Origin of the sequence: Frigoribacterium sp. PhB160 (assembly GCF_003751785.1) — a bacterium.
Lineage (GTDB): Bacteria > Actinomycetota > Actinomycetes > Actinomycetales > Microbacteriaceae > Frigoribacterium.
The window spans coordinates 227,502-249,533 of the sequence record NZ_RKIE01000003.1; the positions used below are offsets into that span (position 1 = coordinate 227,502).

The 22,032-nt window shown below is 71.0% G+C and carries 20 protein-coding genes; 6 read left to right on the forward strand and 14 right to left on the reverse strand.

Translation table 11 applies throughout. The annotated features are described in order from the left end of the window. Window position 1: 1 nt before the first annotated feature. The 14 genes from EDF38_RS14115 to EDF38_RS14175 form a co-directional block, all read right to left on the reverse strand. Window positions 2–706 carry a histidine phosphatase family protein gene (locus EDF38_RS14115; RefSeq protein WP_123356482.1) on the reverse strand — a complete coding sequence of 235 codons (705 nt, stop codon included), beginning with the start codon at window positions 704–706 and terminating at the stop codon, window positions 2–4. Further along, window positions 703–969: an HPr family phosphocarrier protein gene (locus EDF38_RS14120; protein ID WP_123356484.1), complete on the reverse strand. Its 267-nt coding sequence runs from the start codon at window positions 967–969 to the stop codon at window positions 703–705. Before EDF38_RS14120 ends, EDF38_RS14115 begins: the two co-directional genes overlap by 4 nt. Before the next feature lie 91 nt (window positions 970–1,060). Beyond that, complete coding sequence (locus EDF38_RS14125; RefSeq protein ID WP_123356486.1) at window positions 1,061–1,891, reverse strand: PRD domain-containing protein; 831 nt, start codon at window positions 1,889–1,891, stop codon at window positions 1,061–1,063. Window positions 1,892–1,929: 38 nt separating this feature from the next. Beyond that, window positions 1,930–3,381, reverse strand: coding sequence for a family 1 glycosylhydrolase (locus EDF38_RS14130; protein ID WP_123356488.1), 1,452 nt, complete (start codon window positions 3,379–3,381; stop codon window positions 1,930–1,932). Continuing rightward, the gene (locus tag EDF38_RS14135) at window positions 3,368–5,344 is read right to left on the reverse strand and encodes a beta-glucoside-specific PTS transporter subunit IIABC (RefSeq protein ID WP_123356490.1); all 1,977 of its coding nucleotides are present in this window, start codon (window positions 5,342–5,344) and stop codon (window positions 3,368–3,370) included. The genes EDF38_RS14130 and EDF38_RS14135 overlap by 14 nt, the downstream gene beginning before the upstream one ends. Window positions 5,345–5,555: 211 nt before the next feature. Then, entirely contained in the window at window positions 5,556–5,858 is a 303-nt protein-coding gene (locus tag EDF38_RS14140; protein ID WP_123356492.1) for a hypothetical protein, read from the reverse strand. A 227-nt stretch (window positions 5,859–6,085) separates the two neighbouring features. Further along, a complete protein-coding gene (locus tag EDF38_RS15975; RefSeq protein WP_158613388.1) occupies window positions 6,086–6,256 on the reverse strand; it encodes a hypothetical protein in 171 nt (56 codons plus the stop codon). Window positions 6,257–6,289: 33 nt separating this feature from the next. Continuing rightward, window positions 6,290–7,690, reverse strand: a complete 1,401-nt coding sequence (dnaB, locus tag EDF38_RS14145; protein WP_123356494.1) for a replicative DNA helicase — start codon at window positions 7,688–7,690, stop codon at window positions 6,290–6,292. A 605-nt stretch (window positions 7,691–8,295) separates the two neighbouring features. Continuing rightward, window positions 8,296–8,748: a 50S ribosomal protein L9 gene (gene rplI / locus EDF38_RS14150; protein WP_123356496.1), complete on the reverse strand. Its 453-nt coding sequence runs from the start codon at window positions 8,746–8,748 to the stop codon at window positions 8,296–8,298. 26 nt (window positions 8,749–8,774) lie between these two features. Next, entirely contained in the window at window positions 8,775–9,035 is a 261-nt protein-coding gene (rpsR, locus tag EDF38_RS14155) for a 30S ribosomal protein S18 (protein WP_043595327.1), read from the reverse strand. A gap of 53 nt (window positions 9,036–9,088) precedes the next feature. After that, window positions 9,089–9,652: a single-stranded DNA-binding protein gene (locus EDF38_RS14160; RefSeq protein WP_123356498.1), complete on the reverse strand. Its 564-nt coding sequence runs from the start codon at window positions 9,650–9,652 to the stop codon at window positions 9,089–9,091. A 3-nt stretch (window positions 9,653–9,655) separates the two neighbouring features. Further along, window positions 9,656–10,078: a 30S ribosomal protein S6 gene (gene rpsF / locus EDF38_RS14165; RefSeq protein ID WP_123356500.1), complete on the reverse strand. Its 423-nt coding sequence runs from the start codon at window positions 10,076–10,078 to the stop codon at window positions 9,656–9,658. A gap of 117 nt (window positions 10,079–10,195) precedes the next feature. After that, the gene (locus EDF38_RS14170) at window positions 10,196–11,620 is read right to left on the reverse strand and encodes a sugar ABC transporter substrate-binding protein (RefSeq protein ID WP_123356501.1); all 1,425 of its coding nucleotides are present in this window, start codon (window positions 11,618–11,620) and stop codon (window positions 10,196–10,198) included. 142 nt (window positions 11,621–11,762) lie between these two features. Further along, on the reverse strand, window positions 11,763–13,196 hold the full coding sequence (locus EDF38_RS14175) for a CCA tRNA nucleotidyltransferase (protein WP_123356503.1): 1,434 nt from the start codon (window positions 13,194–13,196) through the stop codon (window positions 11,763–11,765). A 174-nt stretch (window positions 13,197–13,370) separates the two neighbouring features. Between EDF38_RS14175 and EDF38_RS14180 the strand changes: the two genes are divergently transcribed. The 6 genes from EDF38_RS14180 to EDF38_RS14205 all read left to right on the forward strand — a co-directional run bounded on the left by EDF38_RS14180 (window position 13,371) and on the right by EDF38_RS14205 (window position 21,462). After that, a complete protein-coding gene (locus EDF38_RS14180) occupies window positions 13,371–15,797 on the forward strand; it encodes a DUF6049 family protein (protein WP_123356505.1) in 2,427 nt (808 codons plus the stop codon). Continuing rightward, on the forward strand, window positions 15,794–17,467 hold the full coding sequence (gene murJ / locus EDF38_RS14185) for a murein biosynthesis integral membrane protein MurJ (RefSeq protein ID WP_123356507.1): 1,674 nt from the start codon (window positions 15,794–15,796) through the stop codon (window positions 17,465–17,467). The genes EDF38_RS14180 and murJ overlap by 4 nt, the downstream gene beginning before the upstream one ends. A gap of 151 nt (window positions 17,468–17,618) precedes the next feature. Beyond that, window positions 17,619–18,626: a thioredoxin-disulfide reductase gene (gene trxB / locus EDF38_RS14190; RefSeq protein ID WP_123357029.1), complete on the forward strand. Its 1,008-nt coding sequence runs from the start codon at window positions 17,619–17,621 to the stop codon at window positions 18,624–18,626. Between the two features lie 44 nt (window positions 18,627–18,670). Beyond that, window positions 18,671–18,997: a thioredoxin gene (gene trxA / locus EDF38_RS14195; RefSeq protein WP_123356509.1), complete on the forward strand. Its 327-nt coding sequence runs from the start codon at window positions 18,671–18,673 to the stop codon at window positions 18,995–18,997. A gap of 115 nt (window positions 18,998–19,112) precedes the next feature. After that, the gene (locus EDF38_RS14200) at window positions 19,113–20,420 is read left to right on the forward strand and encodes a PLP-dependent aminotransferase family protein (protein WP_123357031.1); all 1,308 of its coding nucleotides are present in this window, start codon (window positions 19,113–19,115) and stop codon (window positions 20,418–20,420) included. Window positions 20,421–20,502: 82 nt separating this feature from the next. Beyond that, entirely contained in the window at window positions 20,503–21,462 is a 960-nt protein-coding gene (locus EDF38_RS14205; protein ID WP_123356511.1) for a D-alanine--D-alanine ligase, read from the forward strand. The last annotated feature ends 570 nt before the right edge of the window (window positions 21,463–22,032 follow it).

Sequence of the window (22,032 nt, forward strand, 5' to 3'; positions counted from 1 at the left end):
CCTACGCCCCCGCGCACGACGCGTCGACGCCCAAGAACTGCGTCTCGCCGTCCGGCCCCAGCCACACGCTCGCGATCCCGCAGTTCGGGAACCCCGGCGGCAGCAGCGTCCCCGGCACGAGCAGCGGCAGCAGCGTCTGGATGTACGCGCCGTGGGTCACGACCAGAACGTCGCCCGAGGCCCGGGCCCCGGCGTCCGGGCCGGCCCCGTCGGGGACGGTGGTGATCGACGCGACGGCGCCGCGCATCCGGGTCCAGAGCTGGTCGGCGTCCTCGGCCATGTCGAGGTCGTCGGTCTCGGCGATGGCGTCGACGAGCTGCTCGAACCCCGCGGCGGCGACGGTGCCCCACGCGCCCTCGGCGCCGTAGGCGACGCCGTGCCGGGCGAAGAGCGGCTCCCACAGCGCCGGGTTGGGCTGTCCCTCCCAGCCGCCGAACGACCACTCGCGCAGGTCGGTGAGCGGCGTCGCCGTCAGCTCGGGGTGCCCGGCGAGCGCGCCCGCGGCGGTCTCGCGCGTGCGCAGCAGGTCGCTCGTGAACGCCGCCGTCAGCGGCACCCCGCGCATCCGCTCGCCGAGGGCCGCGATCTGCCGACGCCCGCGCGGCGTCAGCGGCGAGTCGCACCAGCCCTGCAGCTGCTTGCGGACGTTGAAGAGGGTCTCGCCGTGACGGACCAGGTGGAGGCGCAGGCCGGCTCCCGAGGTCACGCCGCGTCGAGGTCCGACTCGAGCATCGCGGCCAGCTCGTCGGCGACGCGCTCCTCGTCGGTGCCGGTCACGTCGAGCACGAGCTCGGCGCCGCTGCCGGCGCCGAGGCTCATCACGGCGAGGAGGCTGCGGGCGTCGACGGTCTTGTCGGCGAGGGTGATCGTGACGGCGTGGCCGGTGGCGGCCGCGGCCTTGACGAAGAGGGCGGCGGGGCGGGCGTGGAGGCCGACGGACGAGCCGACGGAGACGGTGCGCTGGGTCATGGGGTGGTGCCTTTCGTGCGGTGGTGGTGGTCGGTGGGGGTGAACGGCCGGGGCGACACCGGCGAGGCAGGTGTCGCGCCGGCAGCCCGGGTCATGCGGGCGCGGCCCGGGCGATGTGCAGCGCGAGGTACGCGATCTCCTCGTTGGGCAGCTCGACGTCGTGCTCGGCGCGGAGGAAGGCCCGCACGCGCTCGGCCGACGCGACGGCCCGCGGGTAGCGCGTGCTGAGGCTGGTGAAGAGGAAGTCGTCCTCGCTCGTGACGAAGCGGCCGGAGAAGAAGCGCTCGGCGAAGTACTGCAGGTGCGCGACGAAGCGGGCGGCGTGGAGGTCGCCGCCGTGCAGGCGGGCGCCGGTCGAGTGCTCGACGATCGTGGTCAGCTGGCCGATCAGCTGGACGACGCGCACCGAGTCGACGCCCTCGTGCCCGACGTCGGCGTTGACGAGGTGGAACGCGACGTTCGCCGCCTCCTCGTCGGGCAGCTGCACGCCCAGGCGCTCGTGCGTCAGGGCGACGGCCCGTACGCCCACCGCGTACTGCGTCGGGTAGACGGTGCGCACCTCCCACACCAGCTTGTTGACGATGACGAGGCCCTGCCGGTGCCGCTCGACGGCGAAGTGCAGGTGGTCGGCGAGCGCGAGGTAGACGTGCGGGTCGAGCTGCAGCCCGCTCTCCTCGCCGGCCGCGACGATCGCGCGCGTGAGGTCGACGAACTCCCCCGGGATGCGCGCCATCAGCTCGACGAGGTCGCGCCGGTCGGCCGCGGGCAGCTCGACGAACGTCTGGTCGACGGCGTCGGCGCGCACCGGGTCGCCGGGCCGGGCGCCGTAGCCGATGCCCTTGCCCAGCACGACCCGCTCGACGTCGTGCTCGTCGACGACGAGCACGACGCTCGAGTTGAGCACCTTCTTGATCTTCTGCATGGGGTCTCCGTCGACCGGGCAGCCCGCGGGGCGAGCGCCTAGGACAGGTCGGCGCCGTTCGTGGCGATGACCTTCTGGTACCAGGTGAACGAGTCCTTGCGGCGACGCTCGAGCGTGCCGCCGCCCATGTCGTCCTGGTCGACGTGGATGAAACCGTACCGCTTCGACATCTGCGAGCTGGAGGCGCTGATGAAGTCGATGGGAGCCCAGCTCGTGTAGCCCAGCAGCTCCACCCCCTCGTCGACGGCCCGGATCATCTCGCGGAAGTGCGCCCGGAAGTAGTCGATGCGGTAGTCGTCGTGGATGCGGCCGTCCTCGGTGACCTCGTCGCGCATCCCCAGTCCGTTCTCGACGATGAAGAGGGGCTTGCCGTAGCGGTCGTAGAGGTCGATCAGCGAGACGCGCAGGCCGACGGGGTCGATCTGCCAGCCCCACTCGCTCGACTCGAGGTACGGGTTCTTGACGCCGAGCACGGTGTTGCCGGGCACGCGCTCGACGTCGGGCTGCACCGACTCGGTCATCGTCATGTAGTAGCTGAACGAGATGTAGTCGACGGTGTGGTCGCGCAGCACCTCGACGTCGTCCTCGGCGAACGGCACGGTGACGCCCTTGCGCTCGAGCAGCGCCGTGGCCAGGCGCGGGTAGGCGCCGCCGGCCTGCACGTCGGTGCAGAGCCAGAGCAGGCGCTCCTTCTCCTGGGTGGCGACGACGTCGTCGGGGTGGCAGGTGCGCGGGTAGGTGGTCAGCATCGTCAGCATGCAGCCCATCTGCGACTCGGGCCACAGCTCGTGCAGGGTGCGCGTGACGCGGGCCGACGCGACGAACTGGTGGTGCAGGGCCGTGTAGCAGGCCTGCTCGAGGCTGCCCTCGACGGTCTCGTCGATGATGCCGCCCGAGGTGAACGGGTGGCGGAGGATGCCGTCGATCTCGTTGAAGCTGAGCCAGCGCGAGACGAGGTGGCCGAAGCGCTCGAAGCAGGTGCGCGAGAAGCGCTCGAACAGCTCGATCGTGCTGCGGTCGACCCAGCAGTTGTTCTTGAGCGCGAGGGCGAGCGGCGGGTCGTAGTGCGACAGCGTCACGAGCGGCTCGATGCCGAGGCGGCGCATCTCCTCGAAGAGGGCGAGGTAGTAGGCGACGCCCTCCTCGTTGGGCTCGAGCTCCTCGCCGGTCGGGTAGAGGCGGGTCCAGGCGATCGAGACGCGCAGCACGCCGAAGCCGAGCTCGGCGAAGAGCGCGAGGTCCTCCGGGTAGCGGTGGTAGAAGTCGATGCCGCGGCGCTTCGGGTAGTACGTGTCGTCGGGGTCGCTGATGGCGGCCTCGATCGAGGCGAGCGTGTTGGTGTGGTGCAGCGCGTACTCGCGGGGGTCGACGTTCGGCTTGTACGTGTTGACGTCGGTGACGGCGGGGCCGCGGCCTCCGACGTTCCACGCGCCCTCGGCCTGGTTGGCGGCGATCGCGCCGCCCCAGAGGAATGTGTCAGGCAATGCCATCGGTGAGTTCCTTCTCTGTCGTGGTGATCAACGGTCGCCCGGCGGAGGCGTGCCCCGCGGCGTCGACGACCACGTCGTAGCGGTCGGTGTTGGTGACGACGACCGGGGTGGTCGTGTCGTAGCCCGCGGCCTCGAGGGAGGCGAGGTCGACGTCGAGCAGGGCCTGGCCGACCTCGACGCGGTCGCCCTGGGCGACGTGGGCCGTGAAGCCGCGGCCCTCGAGCTTCACGGTGTCGAGGCCGACGTGCACGAGCACCTCGACGCCGTCGTCGGCGGTGATGCCGACCGCGTGGCGGGAGTCGAGCAGGGTCGTGACGACCCCGGCGAGCGGGGCGACGACGGCGCCGCTGCTCGGGCGGACGGCGACGCCCTCGCCGAGCACGCCCGACGAGAAGACGGCGTCGTCGACGTCGGCCAGGGGCACGAGCTCGCCGTCGACGGGGCTGACGATCTGCAGGCGGCGACGGGTGTCGGCGGCGCTGGACGCGCCTCCGGCGGGGGTCAGCGGGTCGGGGGCGACCGCGTCGTCGGCCTCGCGGCCGAGCTTCTCGCCCGCGGTCGCGTCGGCGTCGCCGGTGCGCTGCAGCGTCGCGGAGGCGGAGTCGCGCCAGATGATGATCGACACGACGAACGAGACGGCGACCGCGACGGCGCCGCCGATCGCGGCGTGGAAGATGTTCCACGGGTTCGCGGCGTCGACGAACATCGTGAAGCTGGCGAGGCCGGGGCCGACGACGGCGAAGGTGCTGACGAGCCAGAGGCCGAGGTAGGCGCCGCCGGCGAGGGCTCCGGCGATGACGGCGACGAGGGCGCGGCGGTTCTGCAGCGTGATGCCGTAGAGGGCGGGCTCGGTGATGCCGAAGAGTGCCGAGATGCCCGCCGAGATCGCGGTGGCGCGGAGGCGCGGGTCGCGGGTGCGGATCGCGATCGCGAAGCAGGCGCCCGCCTCCCCGAAGTTGTGGGCGAGCGAGGCGACGAGGTAGAAGCTCTCGCGGCCCGTGGCCGACATGGTGGCGATGGTCGGCGGGACGAAGGCCTTGTGCATGCCCACCGAGATGATGAAGGGCAGCAGGGCGGCGAGCAGGGCGACGGCGACCCAGCCGAGGGTGTCGTAGAGGCCGACCATGGCGCCGGTGAGCAGCGAGCCGGCGCGGAACCCGAGGGGGCCAAGCACGAGCATCGTGATCGGGCCGACGACGAGGTAGCAGACGAAGGGCACGAAGAAGACGCGGATCGGGCCGGGAGAGATGCGGGTGACGAACTTCTCGACGGGCCAGAGCAGCAGCACGGCGAGGATCGCGGGGAAGACCTGCGCGCTGTACGCGATGGCGGGCACGTCGAGGCCGAGGAGCGACACTCCCCCGTCCTGCGCGACGAGCGTCGAGAAGTTGACGAAGAGCATGAACGCGACGACGCCGATGGCGAGGGGCACGTTGACGCCGAGCTTCTTGGCGGCCGTGTAGGCGACGAGCACGGGCAGGAAGGCGAAGACCGCGTCGGGGATCGTCGAGAGCACGAGGTAGGTCTCGCTGGTGGCGGGCAGCCAGCCGACGGCGGCGAGGGCGACGAGCAGCGACTTGAGGATGCCCGCGCCGGCGATGGCCGGCACGATCGGCGTGAACACGCTGATGACGAAGTCCATGGCGGTGGCGCCGGCGCGGCGCCACGTGAGGGCCTGACGAGGAGGCGCGGTGGGCGTGGACGTGCCGCCTCCGCCACCGCCCCGGGCGCGCTCCACCGCGCGGTGCACGTCGGCGACCTTGCTGCCCACGACCACCTGCGTCTGGCTGCCCGAGTGGAGGGCGCCCATGACGACCGGCACGGCCTTGAGGGCGTCGAGGTCGGCCTTCGCGTCGTCGTGGAGGGTGAAGCGCAGGCGGGTGCTGCAGTGGTGCAGGTCGGCGATGTTCTGGGCGCCGCCGACGCCGGCGATGATGGCTTCGGCTTCGTCGTCTCGACTCATCAGGGTGGGTCCTTCCTCGGACTCGGGGACGTCGCTCCGTCGCGGGCGACCGCCGTTAAACGAGAAAAGGACCCGAGCGCTCGTCGTCGACGAAACGTCCGGATCCTGCCTGCACGACCAGTCACATGTCCTCGTCCATGAGAACACGTGTCGCGCAGATCGGCAACTCGGGTGGTGCTGTGGTGGTGGCGCGGTGGGCCTCTCGGTCTGGTCAGTCGCCCCAGGGGCCGAGGTCGCCGCCGCCGATGCCGTAGAGAGCGATGCCGATGACGGCGGCGATGGCCAGGATGCCGACGGCCAGCGGCGCCCAGTCCATGAGGAGCTCGGAGCGGGAGCGCGGGGGCTTGGCCGAGGAAGCTGTGGTGGTGCTTGCGCGCCGCGGCTTCTGGGCGGGTGCGGCAGGCGCGGCGGCGCCGGTGGTCTCGTCGCGCTCGGCTTCTTCGAGGGCCTTCCGCAGGTCCGCGCGGAAGCGCCGGTCCACCTCGGAACCGCCGGCGTCGACGGGATCGGTCATGCTGCTCCTCCTGCGGTCCCGCGCACAACGCGGTGGTCGGACGACGAGCCGAGCCACGCGGCCCCATCGCTCGATCAGGCTAGGCCATCCCCGTCGCCGACCCGTCGGACTGACCCGAGGTCGGGTGGAGGTCTGAGCCCGCGTCTCGGCGGACGACCGCCAGGTGAGAGTGAACGTTGTCCCCAGTGGGTCCAGCAGACCTCTCAGTGCGAAGGGCTCATTGCAGCTCAGCCGTTGCTTTCGTCGTACGCCTCATACGGAAGTGCGCGGAGATACCAGAAGAGCTTCATCAGGATGAAAACGGCGAACCCACCGGTGAGTGTTCCGATCCAGAAGAACCACAGACCTGTGAAGAGCGCCACGAAGGTCCCCAACCCCGTCGCCATGCCGCTGGACATCGCTCCGTAGTAGGCGATCTCCCGGGGACAGGCTCAGCTCCCCATCGGCATGTCGACGAAGCGGGAGAACATGCCGTGGAACGCCACGGTGATCGTGTCTGTCGGGCCGTTGCGGTGCTTGGCGACGATGAAGTCGGCCTCGCCCTGGCGCGGGTTGTCCTTCTCGTAGGCCGACTCGCGGTGCAGCAGGATGACCATGTCGGCGTCCTGCTCGAGCGAGCCCGACTCACGCAGGTCGCTGATCGCGGGCTTCTTGTCGGCACGCTGCTCAGGGCCACGGTTCAGCTGCGACAGCGCGATGACCGGCACCTGCAGCTCCTTCGCCATGAGCTTCAGCGCACGCGAGAACTCCGAGACCTCCTGCTGACGGCTCTCGACGCGCTTACCCGACGTCATCAGCTGCAGGTAGTCGATGACCACGAGCTTGAGGTTGTGCTGCTGCTTCAGCCGGCGGCACTTCGCCCGGATCTCGACGAGCGTCATGTTGGGGGAGTCGTCGATGAACAACGGAGCGTCGTTGATGCGCCCGCGCACCTGCGCGATGTTCGTCCAGTCACGCGCATCCACCGTTCCCTTGCGCATGTTCTGCAGCGGCACGCTCGACTCGGCCGACATCAGGCGCATCGCGATCTCGCTGCGCCCCATCTCGAGCGAGAAGAACACCGACGCCTGGCCGTGCTTGATCGACGCGGCGCGCGCCAGGTCGAGCGCGAGCGTCGACTTTCCGAGCGCGGGTCGCGCCGCGACGATGATCAGCTGACCGGGGTGGAACCCGTTCGTCAGCGCGTCGAGCTGTGCGAAGCCGGTCGGCACGCCGGTCATCTGACCGTCACGGCCCTTGGCCGCCTCGATCTCGTCGATCGCGACCGTCACCGCCTCGTTCAGCGGGACGTAGTCCTCCGTCTGCACGCCGCCGGCCACGTTGTAGACCTCGGCCTGCGCGTTGTTGACGAGGTCGACGACCTCGCCCTCGCTCGCGTAGCCCATCTGCACGATGCGGGTGCCCGCCTCCACGAGACGGCGCAGCACCGCCTTCTCGGCGACGATCGACGCGTAGTACCCCGCGTTGGCCGCGGTGGGGACGACGCCGGTGAGGGTGTGGAGGTACTCCGCGCCTCCGGCCCTCGACAGGTCGCCCGACTTCATCAGCTCGTCGCTGACCGTGATGACGTCGGTGGGCTCACCGTGCGAGTACAGGCCGAGGATCGCGTCGTAGATGACCTCGTGCTTCGGCACGTAGAAGTCCATGCCGCGCACCGTCTCGATGACGTCGGCGACGGCGTCCTTGCTCAGCAGCATGCCGCCGATGGTGCTCTGCTCGGCGAGCAGGTCGTGCGGGGGGACGCGGTCCATGCCCATGCCGCCGCCGCTGCGCCGGTCGCCGTCACGGTCGTTCGACGTGTCGCTGGCGAGACCGAGGTGGGCGATCGACATGCAGGCCTCCGGGACGGTGGTGGGGAGCGGGTGGGGTGCCGACGAGCAGCACGCGCGACGTCCAGGACCGTTCTACGTCGGACCCCCGACATCCCCGTGTCGACCCGCCGTGACCCACCCCTGACGAGCGCTGGTACACCTTATGGACACCTAGTTGTCCACAGCAAACAACCCTGTGGATAACTCTGGGGAGAACCGGTGAGCAACGCCGGGGTCTGTTGGGGAGAACTGTGGATCAACCTGTGGAGAAAAAGTTACTTCACCGGTTTTCGATGCATCTGACCTGGCCTTTTGTTTTCCCCATCCTGTGTGGGAAAACTTGTCTAAACCCGCGGTTGAGACTCCCGATTTGACATCCGGCTGTGGACGGAGAACTTGACACAGCGACATCCCAACCGGTACGTATCGGCTCACGCTCAGGTCGGTGTTCAGCCGCCCGTAACCGCCTGTCCGGCGTACGCGGGGCCGTCGTCGCACGGCTGAGAACCCCGTTCCGTTCGAAGAACCACCCCACCCCACCCCCGAGACACGAAGAACCCCGCCCCACCCACGCACCCCCGAAGAACGGGGGCGGCAGGCAGGACGGGGTCCCGAGCCGGTGAGGACTACTTCGCGGAGACCACCGTGAGGGTGATCGTGGCGATGACGTCCTCGCGCAGGCGCAGCGTGGCCTCGTGCTCGCCGGTCACCTTGATGGCGGCGGGGATCTCGACCTTGCGCTTGTCGATCGTCGCGACGCCCTGGGCGTTCACGGCGTCGGCCACGTCGCCGGGACGGACGGAGCCGAACAGGCGGCCGTCGGCACCGGTCTTGACGGTGAGGCGGATCTTCTGGGCCTCGAGGCGCTGCTTGAGGTCGTGGGCCTCTTCGATCGTCTTGAGCTCGCGGGTCTCGCGGGCCGTGCGGATCTGCGCGACCTGCTTCTCGCCACCGCGGCTCCACGCCACGGCGAAGCCCTGGGGGACGAGGTAGTTGCGCGCGTAGCCGTTCTTGACGTCGACGACGTCACCGGCCGAGCCGAGGCCGGAGACCTCGTGCGTGAGGATTACTTTCGACATGGTGCTTCTCCTTCAGTCGGCGCTGATCAGCGGCCGGAGCCGGCGTAGGGGAGGAGCGCCATCTCGCGGGCGTTCTTCACGGCACGGGCGATGAGGCGCTGCTCCTGGACGGAGACGCCGGTGATGCGGCGGGCGCGGATCTTTCCACGCTCCGAGATGAACTTGCGGAGGGTGGCGACGTCCTTGTAGTCGATGACGCCGACGCGGATCGACTTCGCGGGAGCGGCGTTCTTGCCGCCCTTGCCGCGGAGGGGCTTGCGGCGGTCGCCGCTGCTCTTTCCAGCCATGGGATTTCTACTTTCGAGTCAGATGAAGAAGTGAGGGACGACGAGCTCGAGGCCTAGAAAGGCGTCTCGTCGTTGTAGGTGCCGCCGCCGCCGGGGGTGTTCCAGACGTCGCCGCCCTGGGCGTTGCCGCCCTGGGCCGGCGCGGGCTGACCCCACGGCTCGGACTGCTGACCGCCGCCGACCTGGCCCTGCTGGCCGCCGCCGCGGTTGCCCCCGAAAGAGCCACCGCCGCCGCCACCACCTTCGCGGGACGAGGAGGCGCGGGTCACCTGAGCGGTCGCGTAGCGCAGCGAGGGGCCGATCTCATCGACGTCGAGCTCGAAGCTGGTGCGCTTCTCGCCCTCCTTCGTCTCGTACGAGCGCTGCTTGAGCCGCCCCTGCACGATGACCCGGCTGCCCTTGGTGAGGCTGCTGGCCACGTGCTCGGCGAACTCGCGCCACACGCTGGCACGGAGGAAGAGCGCCTCGCCGTCCTTCCACTCGTTGGACGCGCGGTCCAACGTGCGGGGGGTCGACGCGATGGTGAAGTTCGCGACCGCGAGCCCGTTCTGCGTGTAACGCAGCTCGGGGTCGCCGGTCAGGTTGCCCACCACGGTGATGACGGTCTCGCCGGCCATCGGCTACTCGGCAGCCTTGGGCGCAGCGGGAGCCGCAGCGGGCGCGGCCGGGGCCGCAGCAGGAGCCGCGGCGGCGTTGGCGGCCTTGCGGGCGGCCTTCTCGTCGGAGAGCTTCTTCGCGGCGGCGACCATCGCGATGGCCTCCTCGGCGCGGAGGACCTTCGTGCGCAGCACGGCCTCGGAGAGACCCAGCTGGCGGTCGAGCTCGACCGTGGCCGAGGCGTTCGCCGTGAGGTTGACGACGGCGTAGATGCCCTCGGTCTTCTTGTTGATCTCGTAGGCGAGGCGACGACGGCCCCAGATGTCGACGTTGTCGACGGTGCCGCCATCGGTGCGGATGACGTTGAGGAACTTGTCCAAGCTCGGGGCGACTGTGCGCTCATCGATCTCGGGGTCCAGGATGACCATCAGTTCGTACTGGTGCATGACTAACCCACCTCCTTCGGACTTGACGGCCACAGACGGTCTGTGACAGGAGGGTGTTCATGTCGTGCGCCCGCCGAGAAGCAGACGCAACCTTCCCAGCGTACCGGGTCGCGCCTCCTACTTCAATGCCGGGTCGTCGGTGGCCTGGCCGGTCGGGCCGCCGCGCGCCTCGGCCACCGCGGCCTCGCCCGCCGCGTCGGCGGCCGCGAGCGCGTCGTCGACCGACAGCGCCCCGGCGAACATCTGGTCGAGCAGGGGAGTGATGGCGTCCTGCGCCTCGCCGTAGATCGCGGTCGGCGCCGGCACCGTGTCGCCCGACGCGATGACGTCGAAGAAGGGCGAGACGTCGACCCCGCGCTTCGCCCAGTACGAGTAGTAGGGCTGCTGCGCGCTGGTCACGGCGGGCACGGCGGCGCCGTCGCGGCCGATGTACTCGGCGCCGTCCGACGAGCCGAGCCACGCCATCACCTTGGCGGTGTCGTCGAGGTGGCCGGTGTGCGCGTTGCCCGCGGCGACCACGCCGTTCGTCACGCTGACCCGGCCGGCGGGCCCGGCGGGCATCATCGCGACGCCCCAGTCGAACCCGGCCGCCGCGTCGACCTTCGACAGGCTGTAGAGCCCCGACTGGAAGAGCGCCATGCGGCCCGACGTGAAGGCGTCGAGGCTGAGGTCGGGGTCGGCGCTGGTCTCCGCGGCCGGGGGAGCGACGCGGTGCACGGCGACGAGGTCGACCAGGTACTGGAAGGCGTCGCGCGCCTCCGGCGTGTCGAGGGTGAAGGAGGCGCCCGTCGCGTCTTCGAGGCCGCCCCCGGCCGACCCCAGGTAGTCGAGCCAGATCGCCTGCAGGTCCTGCCCGGCGTTGTAGCCGTACTGCGTGACCTGGCCGTCGAAGGCCGGGTCGGCGGCGGTGCGGCCCTGGTCGTCGAGGGTCAGCTGCTCGAGCGCCGGCAGGAGCGTGTCGCCCTCGCCGCCGCCCGGCGCCCAGGTGAGGTCGTCGAGCGCCGCGGGGTCGATGCCGGCCGCCTGCAGCATCGTCGCGTTGTAGTAGAGCGCGATGCCGCCGTCGCTGAGCTGGGGCACGCCCCACAGCTCGCCGTCGCTCGTGAACTGGTCGACGACCGCGGGCGACCAGGCGCGGCGGGCGGTGTCGCCGAGCACCTCGTCGACGTCGACGAGGTCGCCGCCGTCGACGTACTGCCGGTAGTTCGCGCTGTTGAGCCAGTAGACGTCGGGGGCGTCGTCCGCCGCGACGTCCTCCTCCAGGTCGTCGAAGTAGTCGACGTAGGGGACGACCTCGACCTCGACGTGGATGTCGGGGTTGTCGCGCTCGAACGCCGCGAACGACTTCTCGTAACCGGCTGCGACGGTGTCGTCCCAGAGCCTCACGGTGACGGTAGTCTCCCCGTGCTCGGACGGGGTCAGGCGGCTGCCCGCGACCGGGGCCGTCGAGGCGCCGAAGGCGGTGATGCCGACGGCGGAGGCCACGACGATGAGGGCGCAGACGGTCGTCGCGCCCACGGCTGCGGAGGGTCGGGTGAACACGGAGGCAGGCTACCCGGAGGGAGCGCGGGCGACGGCCTCGTGACCGACGGTCGTGCGCCCAGCGGCCTGGCGCCTCCTACGCTCGTGCCTCCCGAGTCTCGGCCGTGAAACCGGTCGAGCAGGTGTCGGCTCAGGCGCCCGGTCAGCCCTCGGCCCGGTCGGCCCACCAGGCGAGCAGCCGCTGCTCGGCGACCTCGGCGCCCAGCGGCCCCTCCTCGGTGCGCAGCTCGAGCAGGAAGCGGTACGCCTCGCCCACCTCGCGCCCCGGCGCGATGCCGAGCACGCGCTGGATGTCGTCGCCGTTCAGGTCGGGCCGCAGCGAGTCGATCTCCTCCCGCTCGCGCAGCTCGGCGATGCGGGTCTCGAGGTCGTCGTAGGCGAAGCCGAGCCGGTCGGCCTTGCGGCGGTTGCGGGTCGTGACGTCGGCACGGGTCAGCATGTGCAGCCGCTCGAGCTGGTCGCCGGCGTCGCGGACGTAGCGCCGCACGGCCGAGTCCGTCCAGGCGCCGTCGGTGTAGCCGAAGAACCGCAGGTGCAGCTCGATCAGCCGCGACACGGCCGAGATCGTGTCGTTGTCGAGCCGCAGCGCCTTGAGCCGCTTCTTCGCGAGCTTCGACCCGACGACGTCGTGGTGGTGGAAGGTGACGACGCCGCCCGGCTCGAGCCGCCGCGTGGCCGGCTTGCCGCAGTCGTGCAGCAGCGCCGCGAGCCGCAGGGTCAGGTCGGGCGCCTCGCCCGGGTGCCGCTCTCTCTCGTAGCCGATGGCCTGGTCGAGCACGGTGAGGCTGTGCTCGTAGACGTCCTTGTGGTGGTGGTGCTCGTCGACCTCGAGGCGCATGGCCGCGAGCTCGGGCAGCACGTGGTCGGCGAGGCCCGTGTCGACCATGAGGCGGATGCCCTCGCGCGGGGCGTCGGTGCGCAGCAGCTTGCCGAGCTCGTCGGCGACGCGCTCGACCGACACGATCGACAACGTGGAGGCGCGGGTCGCCATCGCGTCGCGCACCTCGGCCGCGACCTCGAAGCCGAGCTGGGCCGTGAACCGTGCCGCCCGCATCATGCGCAGCGGGTCGTCACGGAACGAGTCGACCGCCGTGCCGGGCGTGGCGAGCCGCCGGGCGAGGAGGTCGTCGACGCCGCCGGACGGGTCGACGAGCACCTTCTGCGGCAGGCGGAGCGCCATCGCGTTGACCGTGAAGTCGCGGCGGACCAGGTCGCCCTCGAGGGTGTCGCCGAACTCGACGACGGGCTTGCGGGTCTCGCCGTCGTAGACGTCGCTGCGGTAGGTCGTGATCTCGACCACCTCGCCGTCGACGCGGGCGGCGATCGTGCCGAACTGGCGGCCGACGTCCCAGTGCGCCTCGGCGATCGGCACGACGATCGCGAGGATCTGGTCGGGGTCGGCGTCGGTCGTGAAGTCGAAGTCGTTGACCGGGCGGCCGAGGAAGGCGTCGCGGACGGGGCCGCCGACGAGCGCGAGCTCGTGGCCGGCCGCGGCGAACGCCTCGGCGAGGGCCGCGACGCGGGGCGTGGCGGCCAGCTCGTCCAGGCGCTGGACGGCGGAGGCGACGGTCTGCATGACGGACCACTTTGCCACAGTGCGTTCCCCGAGAGCCCGGCCCGCGCCTCCTCCCCAGGGCTGAGAGAGGAGGCGCGGGCCGGGGACAGAGGAGCGTCCCGCCCCGCCTCCGAGACGAGGTTGCCTAGACTCGGCATGCCCCGACGACCCCGTGGTCGAGGGGGCACCACGCCTATGAGACTCCTCCACGCCCTGATCGCCGTCCTCACGGCGGTGTTCGTCGTGGTCGTCGGGCTCCCCCTCGCCGGGCCCGTCGCGCCCGCGTCGGCGGCGTCGGGCGGGTCGGCCTCCTCCACCGCCGCGGGCGACGTGACGCTCGCCGTCTCCCCCGCCGACGACGGCGTCCTCGTCCCCGGCCGCGACCTCGTGCTCGACCTCACCGTGACCAACACGACCGAGACCGACGTGGCGGAGGGCGTGGGGCGCGTCTACCTCGACCGCGCCGCGTTCACGACGCGGGCGAAGCTCGCGAGCTGGCTCTCGCCCGACGCGACGAGCGTCAGCGACTACCTCGGCTCGTACCTGGCCCGCGTCGACGTGCCCGCGGTGGCGGCGGGGTCGACCCAGGTCGTCACCCTCACCGTCCCCGCCGCGCAGGTGGCCCTCGACGGCTACGCCTGGGGCGCCCGGGCCCTCGGCGCGCGCGTGGTCGACGCCGACGGCGCCGAGGTCGCGCAAGACCGCACGAGCGTCGTCTGGCACCCCGGCGACAGCGTGCCGCCGACCCGGCTGGCCGTGGCGGTGCCGATCACGACGCCCGAGACCGAGACGGGCGTGCTCGACGCCGGCGCCCTCGCCGCCTACACGTCGTCGGACGGCACCCTCACCCGCCAGCTGCGCGCGGTGCAGGGCACGCAGGCCGCCGTGGGCGTCGACCCGATGATCATCGCGTCGATCCGCCTGCTCGGCACGGCCGCGCCGGCGTCCGCCCTCGACTGGCTCTCGCAGCTGCAGGCCTCCGGGCTCGAGACGTTCCCCCTCGCGTACGCCGACGCCGACGTCGCGGCCCTCAGCCAGGCCGGAGCCGGCACGATCCCCGCACCCACCTCGTTCGACCCGCTCGTCGACGAGTCGCTCTTCGCCGAGCCCGACGAGACCGAGCCGACGCCGAGCGACGACGCGACGCCGACCGACGAGGCCACGCCCTCGGGCGGGGCCACGACGTCCGGCTCCGACGCGCAGGCACCCGGCTCGGACGGCACCGGAGGCGCGGACCCCGTCGACCCCTCCGCCACCGACCCGGCCGGGCAGGCCCCCGGTCCCGGCTCCGAGCCCGGCGACGACCCCGCCGCGCCGCCCCTCCCCACCACGGAGTCGCTGCTCGACTGGCCGTACGACGTGACCGGCGTCGCCTGGCCGACCCGCGCCTCCGTCGTCTCGTCCGACCTCGACGCGTTCACGGCCGGCGGGTACACGACGACCGTCCTGTCGAGCTCGAACGTCGACGGCTCGACCGACGCCACCGAGAACGCGGCCGTCGACCTCGGCGACGCCGCCGGGGTCGTCAGCGACGACACCCTCTCGACCCTGGTGCGCCGGGCCGCAGGCGCCCAGGACGACGCCGCGTGGGCCGCGGCCATGGCCGAGCTGTCGGCGAGCGTGGCGACCGCGACGCGCGAGCGGCCGAGCGACGCCCGCACCCTGCTGACGACGCTCGACCGCGGCTGGTCGGCCGAGGGCGGCTACCTGCACGAGACGCTCGTCGCCCTCGCGGCCCTGCCCTGGGCGACGACCGCGAGCCTCGCCGACGCCGTCGACAGCACCCCCACCGCGGCGACGGTCGTCGACCAGCCCGAGGACGACGAGCGGGTCGCGCAGGTGCGCAGCCTCGTCGAGGCCGACCGCCGCGTGCTCGACCTGGCCTCGGCGCTCGAGCAGCCGCAGGTCGTCACGGCGGCGGCCCGCCTGCGCACCCTCGCGCTCGCCTCCCACGCCTGGCGCGACAACGCCGAGGGCTTCGCCAGCGAGGTGGCGGCCGCGACCGCCGAGTCGACCGCGACGGCCGGCCTCGTGTCGGTGGTGCGCGGCAGCGACCAGCTCATCCTCGGCGACCGGTCGTCGCTGCCGCTCTACGTGCAGAACGCGACCGACTCGACGGCGACCGTCTACCTGACCGTGCAGCCGTCGAACCCGATCCTCGCCGTCGAGGAGAACCGCATCGAGGTGACGGTGCAGGGCCAGTCGCAGTCGCGCGTCCGCGTGCCGGTGCAGTCGGTCGCCAACGGCACGGTGCTCGTCTCGATGACCCTGACCAGCCCGACCGGCGTCGCCATCGGCAGCCCGAGCAGCGTCTCCATCAACGTGCAGGCCGGCTGGGAGACCGCGATCACGTGGGTCTTCGCCGTCGGCTTCGTGCTGCTGTTCGGCGGCGGCATCTACCGCACCTTCCGCAAGCGCCGCCGTGCGCCAGACGGCGGCGACGGTGACGACGATCCCCGAGACCACACCCCCGGCGACGGCGACGGGCCCACCAGCACGACGACCGATCGCAGCAGCAGCAGCCCGGAGGCTCCCATCCACCCGAGACACCCGTCGACCTCGACGACCCCCTCCACCTCGACGCCCTCGACCTCGACGCCCGGCCCGGGCGAGACCGCGTGAGCGCCTCCCCCGCCGGGCTCGGCCGGGCGAGCGTCCTGCTCGCCTCGGGCTCGATGGTCTCCCGCGTCCTCGGCTTCGTGAAGACCGCGGTGCTCGCGGCCGCCATTGGGCAGAGCGCCAGCCGGGCCGCCGACTCGTTCGCCCTCGCGAACCAGCTGCCGAACAACATCTACGCGCTGATCGCGGGCGGCCTGCTCAGCGCCGTGCTCGTGCCCCAGATCGTCCGTGCGGCCACGAACGACGACGACGGCGGCCAGCGCTTCATCAACAAGATCGTCACGCTCGGCACGATCGTCTTCGCGGCGGTCGGGCTGATCGGCACCCTGCTCGCGCCGATGCTCGTGCGCCTCTACGCGCAGCAGGCGAACAGCACCGGGCAGGGTGGTTACACCTCTGACTCCATCGCCCTGGCGACGGCCTTCGCCTACTGGTGCCTGCCGCAGATCTTCTTCTACGCCATGTACTCCCTGCTCAGCGAGGTGCTCAACGCACGGCAGGTCTTCGGCCCGTTCACGTGGGCGCCGGTCATCAACAACGTCGTCGCCATCGCCGGGCTCGTCGTCTTCATGGTGCTGTTCGGCGGCTCGGCGTCGAACTCGGTCGTCGACGTCTGGACGCCGGGGCGCATCACCGTCCTCGCCGGCACGGCGTCGCTCGGCGTGCTCGCCCAGGCCGGCTTCCTGCTCTTCTTCTGGCGTCGGGCCGGCCTCCGTTTCCGCCCCGACTTCCGCTGGCGCGGCGTCGGCCTCGGCGCCACGGGCAAGGCGGCCGGCTGGCTCTTCGGCATGGTGCTCGTCACCCAGCTCGCCGGCCTCGTGCAGAGCCGCGTGGCCTCCGAGGGCAGCGGCGCGGGCGCCTCGAACGCCGTGCTGGCCAACAGCTGGCTGCTCTTCATGCTGCCGCACGGCATCGTCGCGGTCTCGATCGCGACGGCGTACTTCACGCGCATGAGCGGGCACGCCTCGCGCGGCGACCTGCGCGCCGTCCGCACCGACCTGTCGCAGTCGCTCCGCACGATCGGCATGTTCATGGTCTTCGCGGCCGTCGCCATGATCGTCGTCGCGCTGCCCTTCGCGAGCTTCTTCGAGAGCACCTTCCGGGGCGCCACCCAGATGTCGCAGGTCATCGTCGGCTTCATGCCGGGGCTCGTGCTCTTCAGCGTGCTGTTCGTCGTGCAGCGCGTCTTCTACGCCCTGCACGACCAGCGCACGCCGTTCCTCATGCAGCTCATCCAGTCGAGCGTCTTCGTCGTCGGGACGCTGCTCTGCTCGGCGGTCGTCCCCGACGACCGCATCGCCGCCGCCATCGCCTGGACCACCTCGATCGCGGGCTCGGCCCAGACCGTCGTCGCCCTGGTGCTCGTCAAGCGTCGCCTCGGCGGCATCGACGGCCGCTGGGTGCTGCGCCGCTACGTGCAGTACTCGGTCGTCGCGGCCGTCGCCGGCGTGGTCGGCCTCGTCGTCGTGTTCGGCCTCGGCAGCTTCGACCCGAACGGCTTCGCGCACTCCAGCCGCATCGCCGGCCTCTTCTCCGTCCTCGTCGCGGTGGCGTTCATGGCCGTCGTCTACTTCGGCCTGCTGCGCCTCGTGCGCCTGCCCGAGCTCGTCGAGCTGCTCGACCCCGTGCTGCGCCGCGCGCGCCCGCTGGTGAGCCGGCTGCTGCGTCGCTGAGCCGCTCCGCGCCTCCTCGACGTCCCTCTGGGAGGCGCGGAATAGCCCGCCGCTAGGATCTGTTCGATCAGGCGGTGCGGGAGACCGCAGGGCCCGACGAGGGCCCGCCCGGTCCCCTGCCCGTCCACACACGTCCCTGAGGAAGGTGCTCATGCGCCAGATCATCATCATCGGCTCCGGCCCCGCCGGCTACACCGCGGGCATCTACGCGGCCCGCGCCGGTCTCGAGCCGCTCATCGTCGCCAGCTCCGTCGAGGCGGGCGGTGAGCTCATGAAGACCACCGAGGTCGAGAACTTCCCCGGGTTCCCCGACGGCATCCAGGGCCCCGAGCTGATGTTCAAGCTGCAGGAGCAGGCCGAGAAGTTCGGCGCCGAGGTGCTGCTCGACGACGTCACCAGCGTCGACCTGACCGGCGACGTCAAGACCGTCACGCTCGGCAGCGGCGCCGTCGAGGAGGCGCTGACGGTGATCTTCGCGACGGGCAGCGCCTACCGCAAGCTCGGCCTGGCCGACGAGGAGCGCCTCAGCGGCCGCGGCGTCAGCTGGTGCGCCACGTGCGACGGCTTCTTCTTCAAGCAGAAGGAGATCGCGGTCGTCGGCGGCGGCGACTCGGCCATGGAGGAGGCGACCTTCCTCACGCGCTTCGCGAGCAAGGTCTACGTCATCCACCGCTCCGAGAGCCTCCGCGCCTCGAAGATCATGCAGGAGCGAGCGTTCTCGAACGACAAGATCGAGTTCCTCTACAACAAGCAGGTCTCGGCCATCCTCGGCGGCGAGAAGGCGACGGGCGTGCAGCTCACCGACACGGCCGACGGCAGCGTCAGCGAGCTCGAGCTCGACGGCCTCTTCATCGCGATCGGCAACGACCCGCGCGTGCACCTCGTCCACGGCCAGCTCGACCTCACCACGGACGGCACGATCGCGGTCGAGGGCCGCAGCTCCAAGACCAACCTCCGCGGCGTGTTCGCGGCGGGCGACGTCATCGACCCGACCTACCGCCAGGCGGCCACCGCGGCCGGATCCGGCGTGGTCGCGGCGCTCGACGCCGAGCACTTCCTCGCCAGCCTCGACCAGACGTTTCTAGCCGAGCACACCCCCGGCGCCGCCGAGGGCATCGACACCGCCGAGTCGGTCGCCCCCGAGACCGTCTCCGCGTAGCGGTCCCCCGAGCCACACCAGCCACCACGACGAAAGGAACCACCATGAGCAGCGCCAAGGCAGTCACCGACGCCTCCTTCGAGGCCGACGTCCTCACCTCCGACAAGACGATCCTCGTCGACTTCTGGGCCGAGTGGTGCGGTCCGTGCCGCGCGGTCTCGCCGATCCTCGACCAGATCGCCGCCGAGCACAGCGACAAGATCGAGATCGTCAAGCTCAACGTCGACGACAACCCCCAGACCGCCATGCAGTACCAGATCACGTCGATCCCGGCGATGAAGGTCTACAAGGGCGGCCAGGTCGTCAAGACCGTCATCGGCGCCAAGCCGAAGCAGGCCCTCGAGGCCGACCTGGCGGAGTTCCTGGCGTAGTCGACACCGACGCACCGAGAGCCCGCCCAGCGCACCTGCTGGGCGGGCTCTTCCCGTCTCACCGCGCCTCCGGGCATATCCTGAACCGCATCACCCTCGACCGACAGGCATGCAGATGACGAACAAGGGCACCAACCTCGACCCGTGGTACGACTCCTACGCCGACCGCACCGCCGGCCTGAGCGCCTCCGAGGTCCGAGCCCTGTTCGCCGTCGCCAGCCGCCCCGAGGTGGCGTCCCTGGCAGGCGGCATGCCCTTCGTGTCCGCCCTGCCGCGTGAGCTCGTCACGGGCGCGATCGACCGCGTCATGTCGGCCGGCGGCGGCGCCATGGCGCTGCAGTACGGCTCGGGCCAGGGCACGCCCGCGATCCGCGAGCACATCATGCAGATCATGGCGATGGAGGGCATCCGCGGCAGCGCCGACGACGTCGTCGTCACCACGGGCTCGCAGCAGGCCCTCGACCTCGTCACGCGGCTCTTCGTCAACCCCGGCGACGTCGTGCTCGCCGAGTCGCCGAGCTACGTCGGCGCCCTCGGCGTCTTCAAGGCCTACCAGGCCGACGTCGCGCACGTGGCGATGGACGACGAAGGCCTCGTCCCGGAGGCGCTGCGACAGACGATCGCCCGCCTCGCCTCCGAGGGCCGCACGATCAAGTTCCTGTACACGATCCCCAACTTCCACAACCCCGCGGGCGTCACGCTCACCTGGGCACGCCGCCTCGAGATCCTCGAGATCTGCCGCTCGGCGGGCATCCTCGTGCTCGAGGACAACCCCTACGGCCTGCTGTACTTCGACCAGCCGGCCCCCCAGGCGATGCGGTCGGTCGACGACGAGGGCGTCATCTACCTCGGCTCGTTCTCCAAGACGCTCGCTCCCGGCTTCCGCGTGGGCTGGGCCCTCGCCCCCCACGCCATCCGCGAGAAGCTCATCCTCGCCAACGAGTCGGCGACGCTGTCACCCAACTCGTTCGGGCAGTTCGTCATCACCGAGTACCTCGACCAGGCCGACTGGCGTGGGCAGATCGACACCTTCCGCGGGCTCTACCGCGAACGTCGCGACGCCATGCTCGGGGCCCTCGGCGAGTACCTGCCCTCGCTGTCGTGGACCGTGCCCGACGGCGGCTTCTTCGTGTGGGTCACGCTGCCCGACGAGCTCGACTCGAAGGCCATGCTGCCCCGGGCCGTCAAGGAGCTCGTCGCCTACACGCCCGGCACCGCGTTCTTCTCGGACGGCGGCGGTCGCCAGAACATCCGGCTCTCGTTCTGCTACCCGACGCCCGAGTTCATCCGCACCGGAGTGGCCCGCCTGGCCTCGGTCGTCAACGGCGAGCTCGACCTGCTGCGCACCTTCTCGTCCGCGCGTCTCGGAGCACCCACCATCCTCCGCGAGGGCGTCACCATGCCCCCGCCGAACATGTCCTGACCAGCAAATACCGGCTCGTCTGCCCGATCGGACGAGCCTCGGCCGACCACGCACCTCCCGACCGGAAAGCGATCCCGATCCCATGAACGCCAGCGCCCTCACGTCGGTCACCGTCCTCGCCGGAGGCATCTCGCACGAGCGCGACGTCTCCCTCCGATCGGGGAGGCGCGTGGCCGACAGCCTGCACGCCAACGGCATCGCCGTGCAGCTCCGCGACCCCGACGCGACGTTGCTCGCACACCTCGCCGCCGAACGCCCCGACGTCGTGTGGCCCGTGCTGCACGGAGCGAGCGGCGAGGACGGCGCGCTCCGGGGACTGCTCGAGGCGCTGGACATCCCGTTCGTCGGCAGCACGTCCGCCGCGGCTCGCCTCGCGTGGGACAAGCCGACCGCCAAGGAGCTCGTGAGCCGGGCCGGCGTCCACACGCCCCGCGGCATCACCCTCTCGCACGACGCGTTCCGCGAACTTGGCGCCGTCGGCGTGCTCCAGGCGATCACGGAGGAACACCCGGTCCCGGTCGTGGTCAAGCCCGCTCGGGGCGGCTCGGCGCAGGGCGTGACAGTCGTGGATGACGCCTCGCAGCTCCCCCGCGCGATGGTGGACGCATACACGTACTGCGACGACGTCATCGTCGAGCAGAAGATCACCGGGACGGAGATCGCCGTCGGCGTCATCGACACGGGCGACGGCCCCACCGCCCTGCCCGCCGTCGAGATCGTGCCTCGCGGTGGTGTCTACGGTTTCGAGGCACGGTACAACGCAGGCGAGACGACGTTCTTCACGCCGGCCCGCCTCGAGGCCGACGCCAGCTCTGCTGCGGCAGTCGCCGCCGTCGCCGCGCACGAGGCCCTCGGCCTGCGGCACCTGTCCCGCGTCGATCTCATCGTCGACGCGGCGGGGACCCCGTGGTTCCTCGAGGTGAACGTCCTGCCCGGGCTGACCGAGACCTCGCTGGTGCCCATGGCCCTGGAGTCGGCCGGCTACGAGCTCGGCCTGTTCTACGCGGCTCTGGCAGAGAAGGCCGTTCGCGACCACGTGTGAACGAACGCTGTTTCACGTGAAACGGCGATACTTCGCGGAGGAGGTCGATCGGGATGCCCGTCCAGCAACATGCGCGAAACAAGATCTTCCTGCCCAGGGCCAGCTGCTCGAAGGACCCTCGCAGGACAGCCTCACGTCGACATCCCTATGCCTGGTCCGAACGGCGAGGTAGCAGGCCCGTGGTGACGCTGCCTCTGTGAACGCCTCTCGGCATCCGCCGTCAGTCGATGAGCAACGTGCATCGACCACCGACGGTTCAGCATGCGTCCAATCAGCCGCGTACTGATTGCAACTCTTCCGACACGGATCGTTCCGCACTTAGCCCCAGCGAAGCGACTCGGCTGCAGGCGTGTAACCGCCTTGTGATCAGGAGGCGGGGGCTCAACAGTGCTCGGTGATCCTCAGCGAACGATGTCATCACCGAAGTTCGGGTGCTTCCGAGCCCACAGGAAGCGATCTGAGCGGTCTGTCGCGGCACTCCCCAGTGCTGAGACTGCTGAACGGGCTCTCCTAGGCCCTGAAACGACCCCATTCGGATCGTCGACGGCGCGAAACGCCCCTTCGAGATGA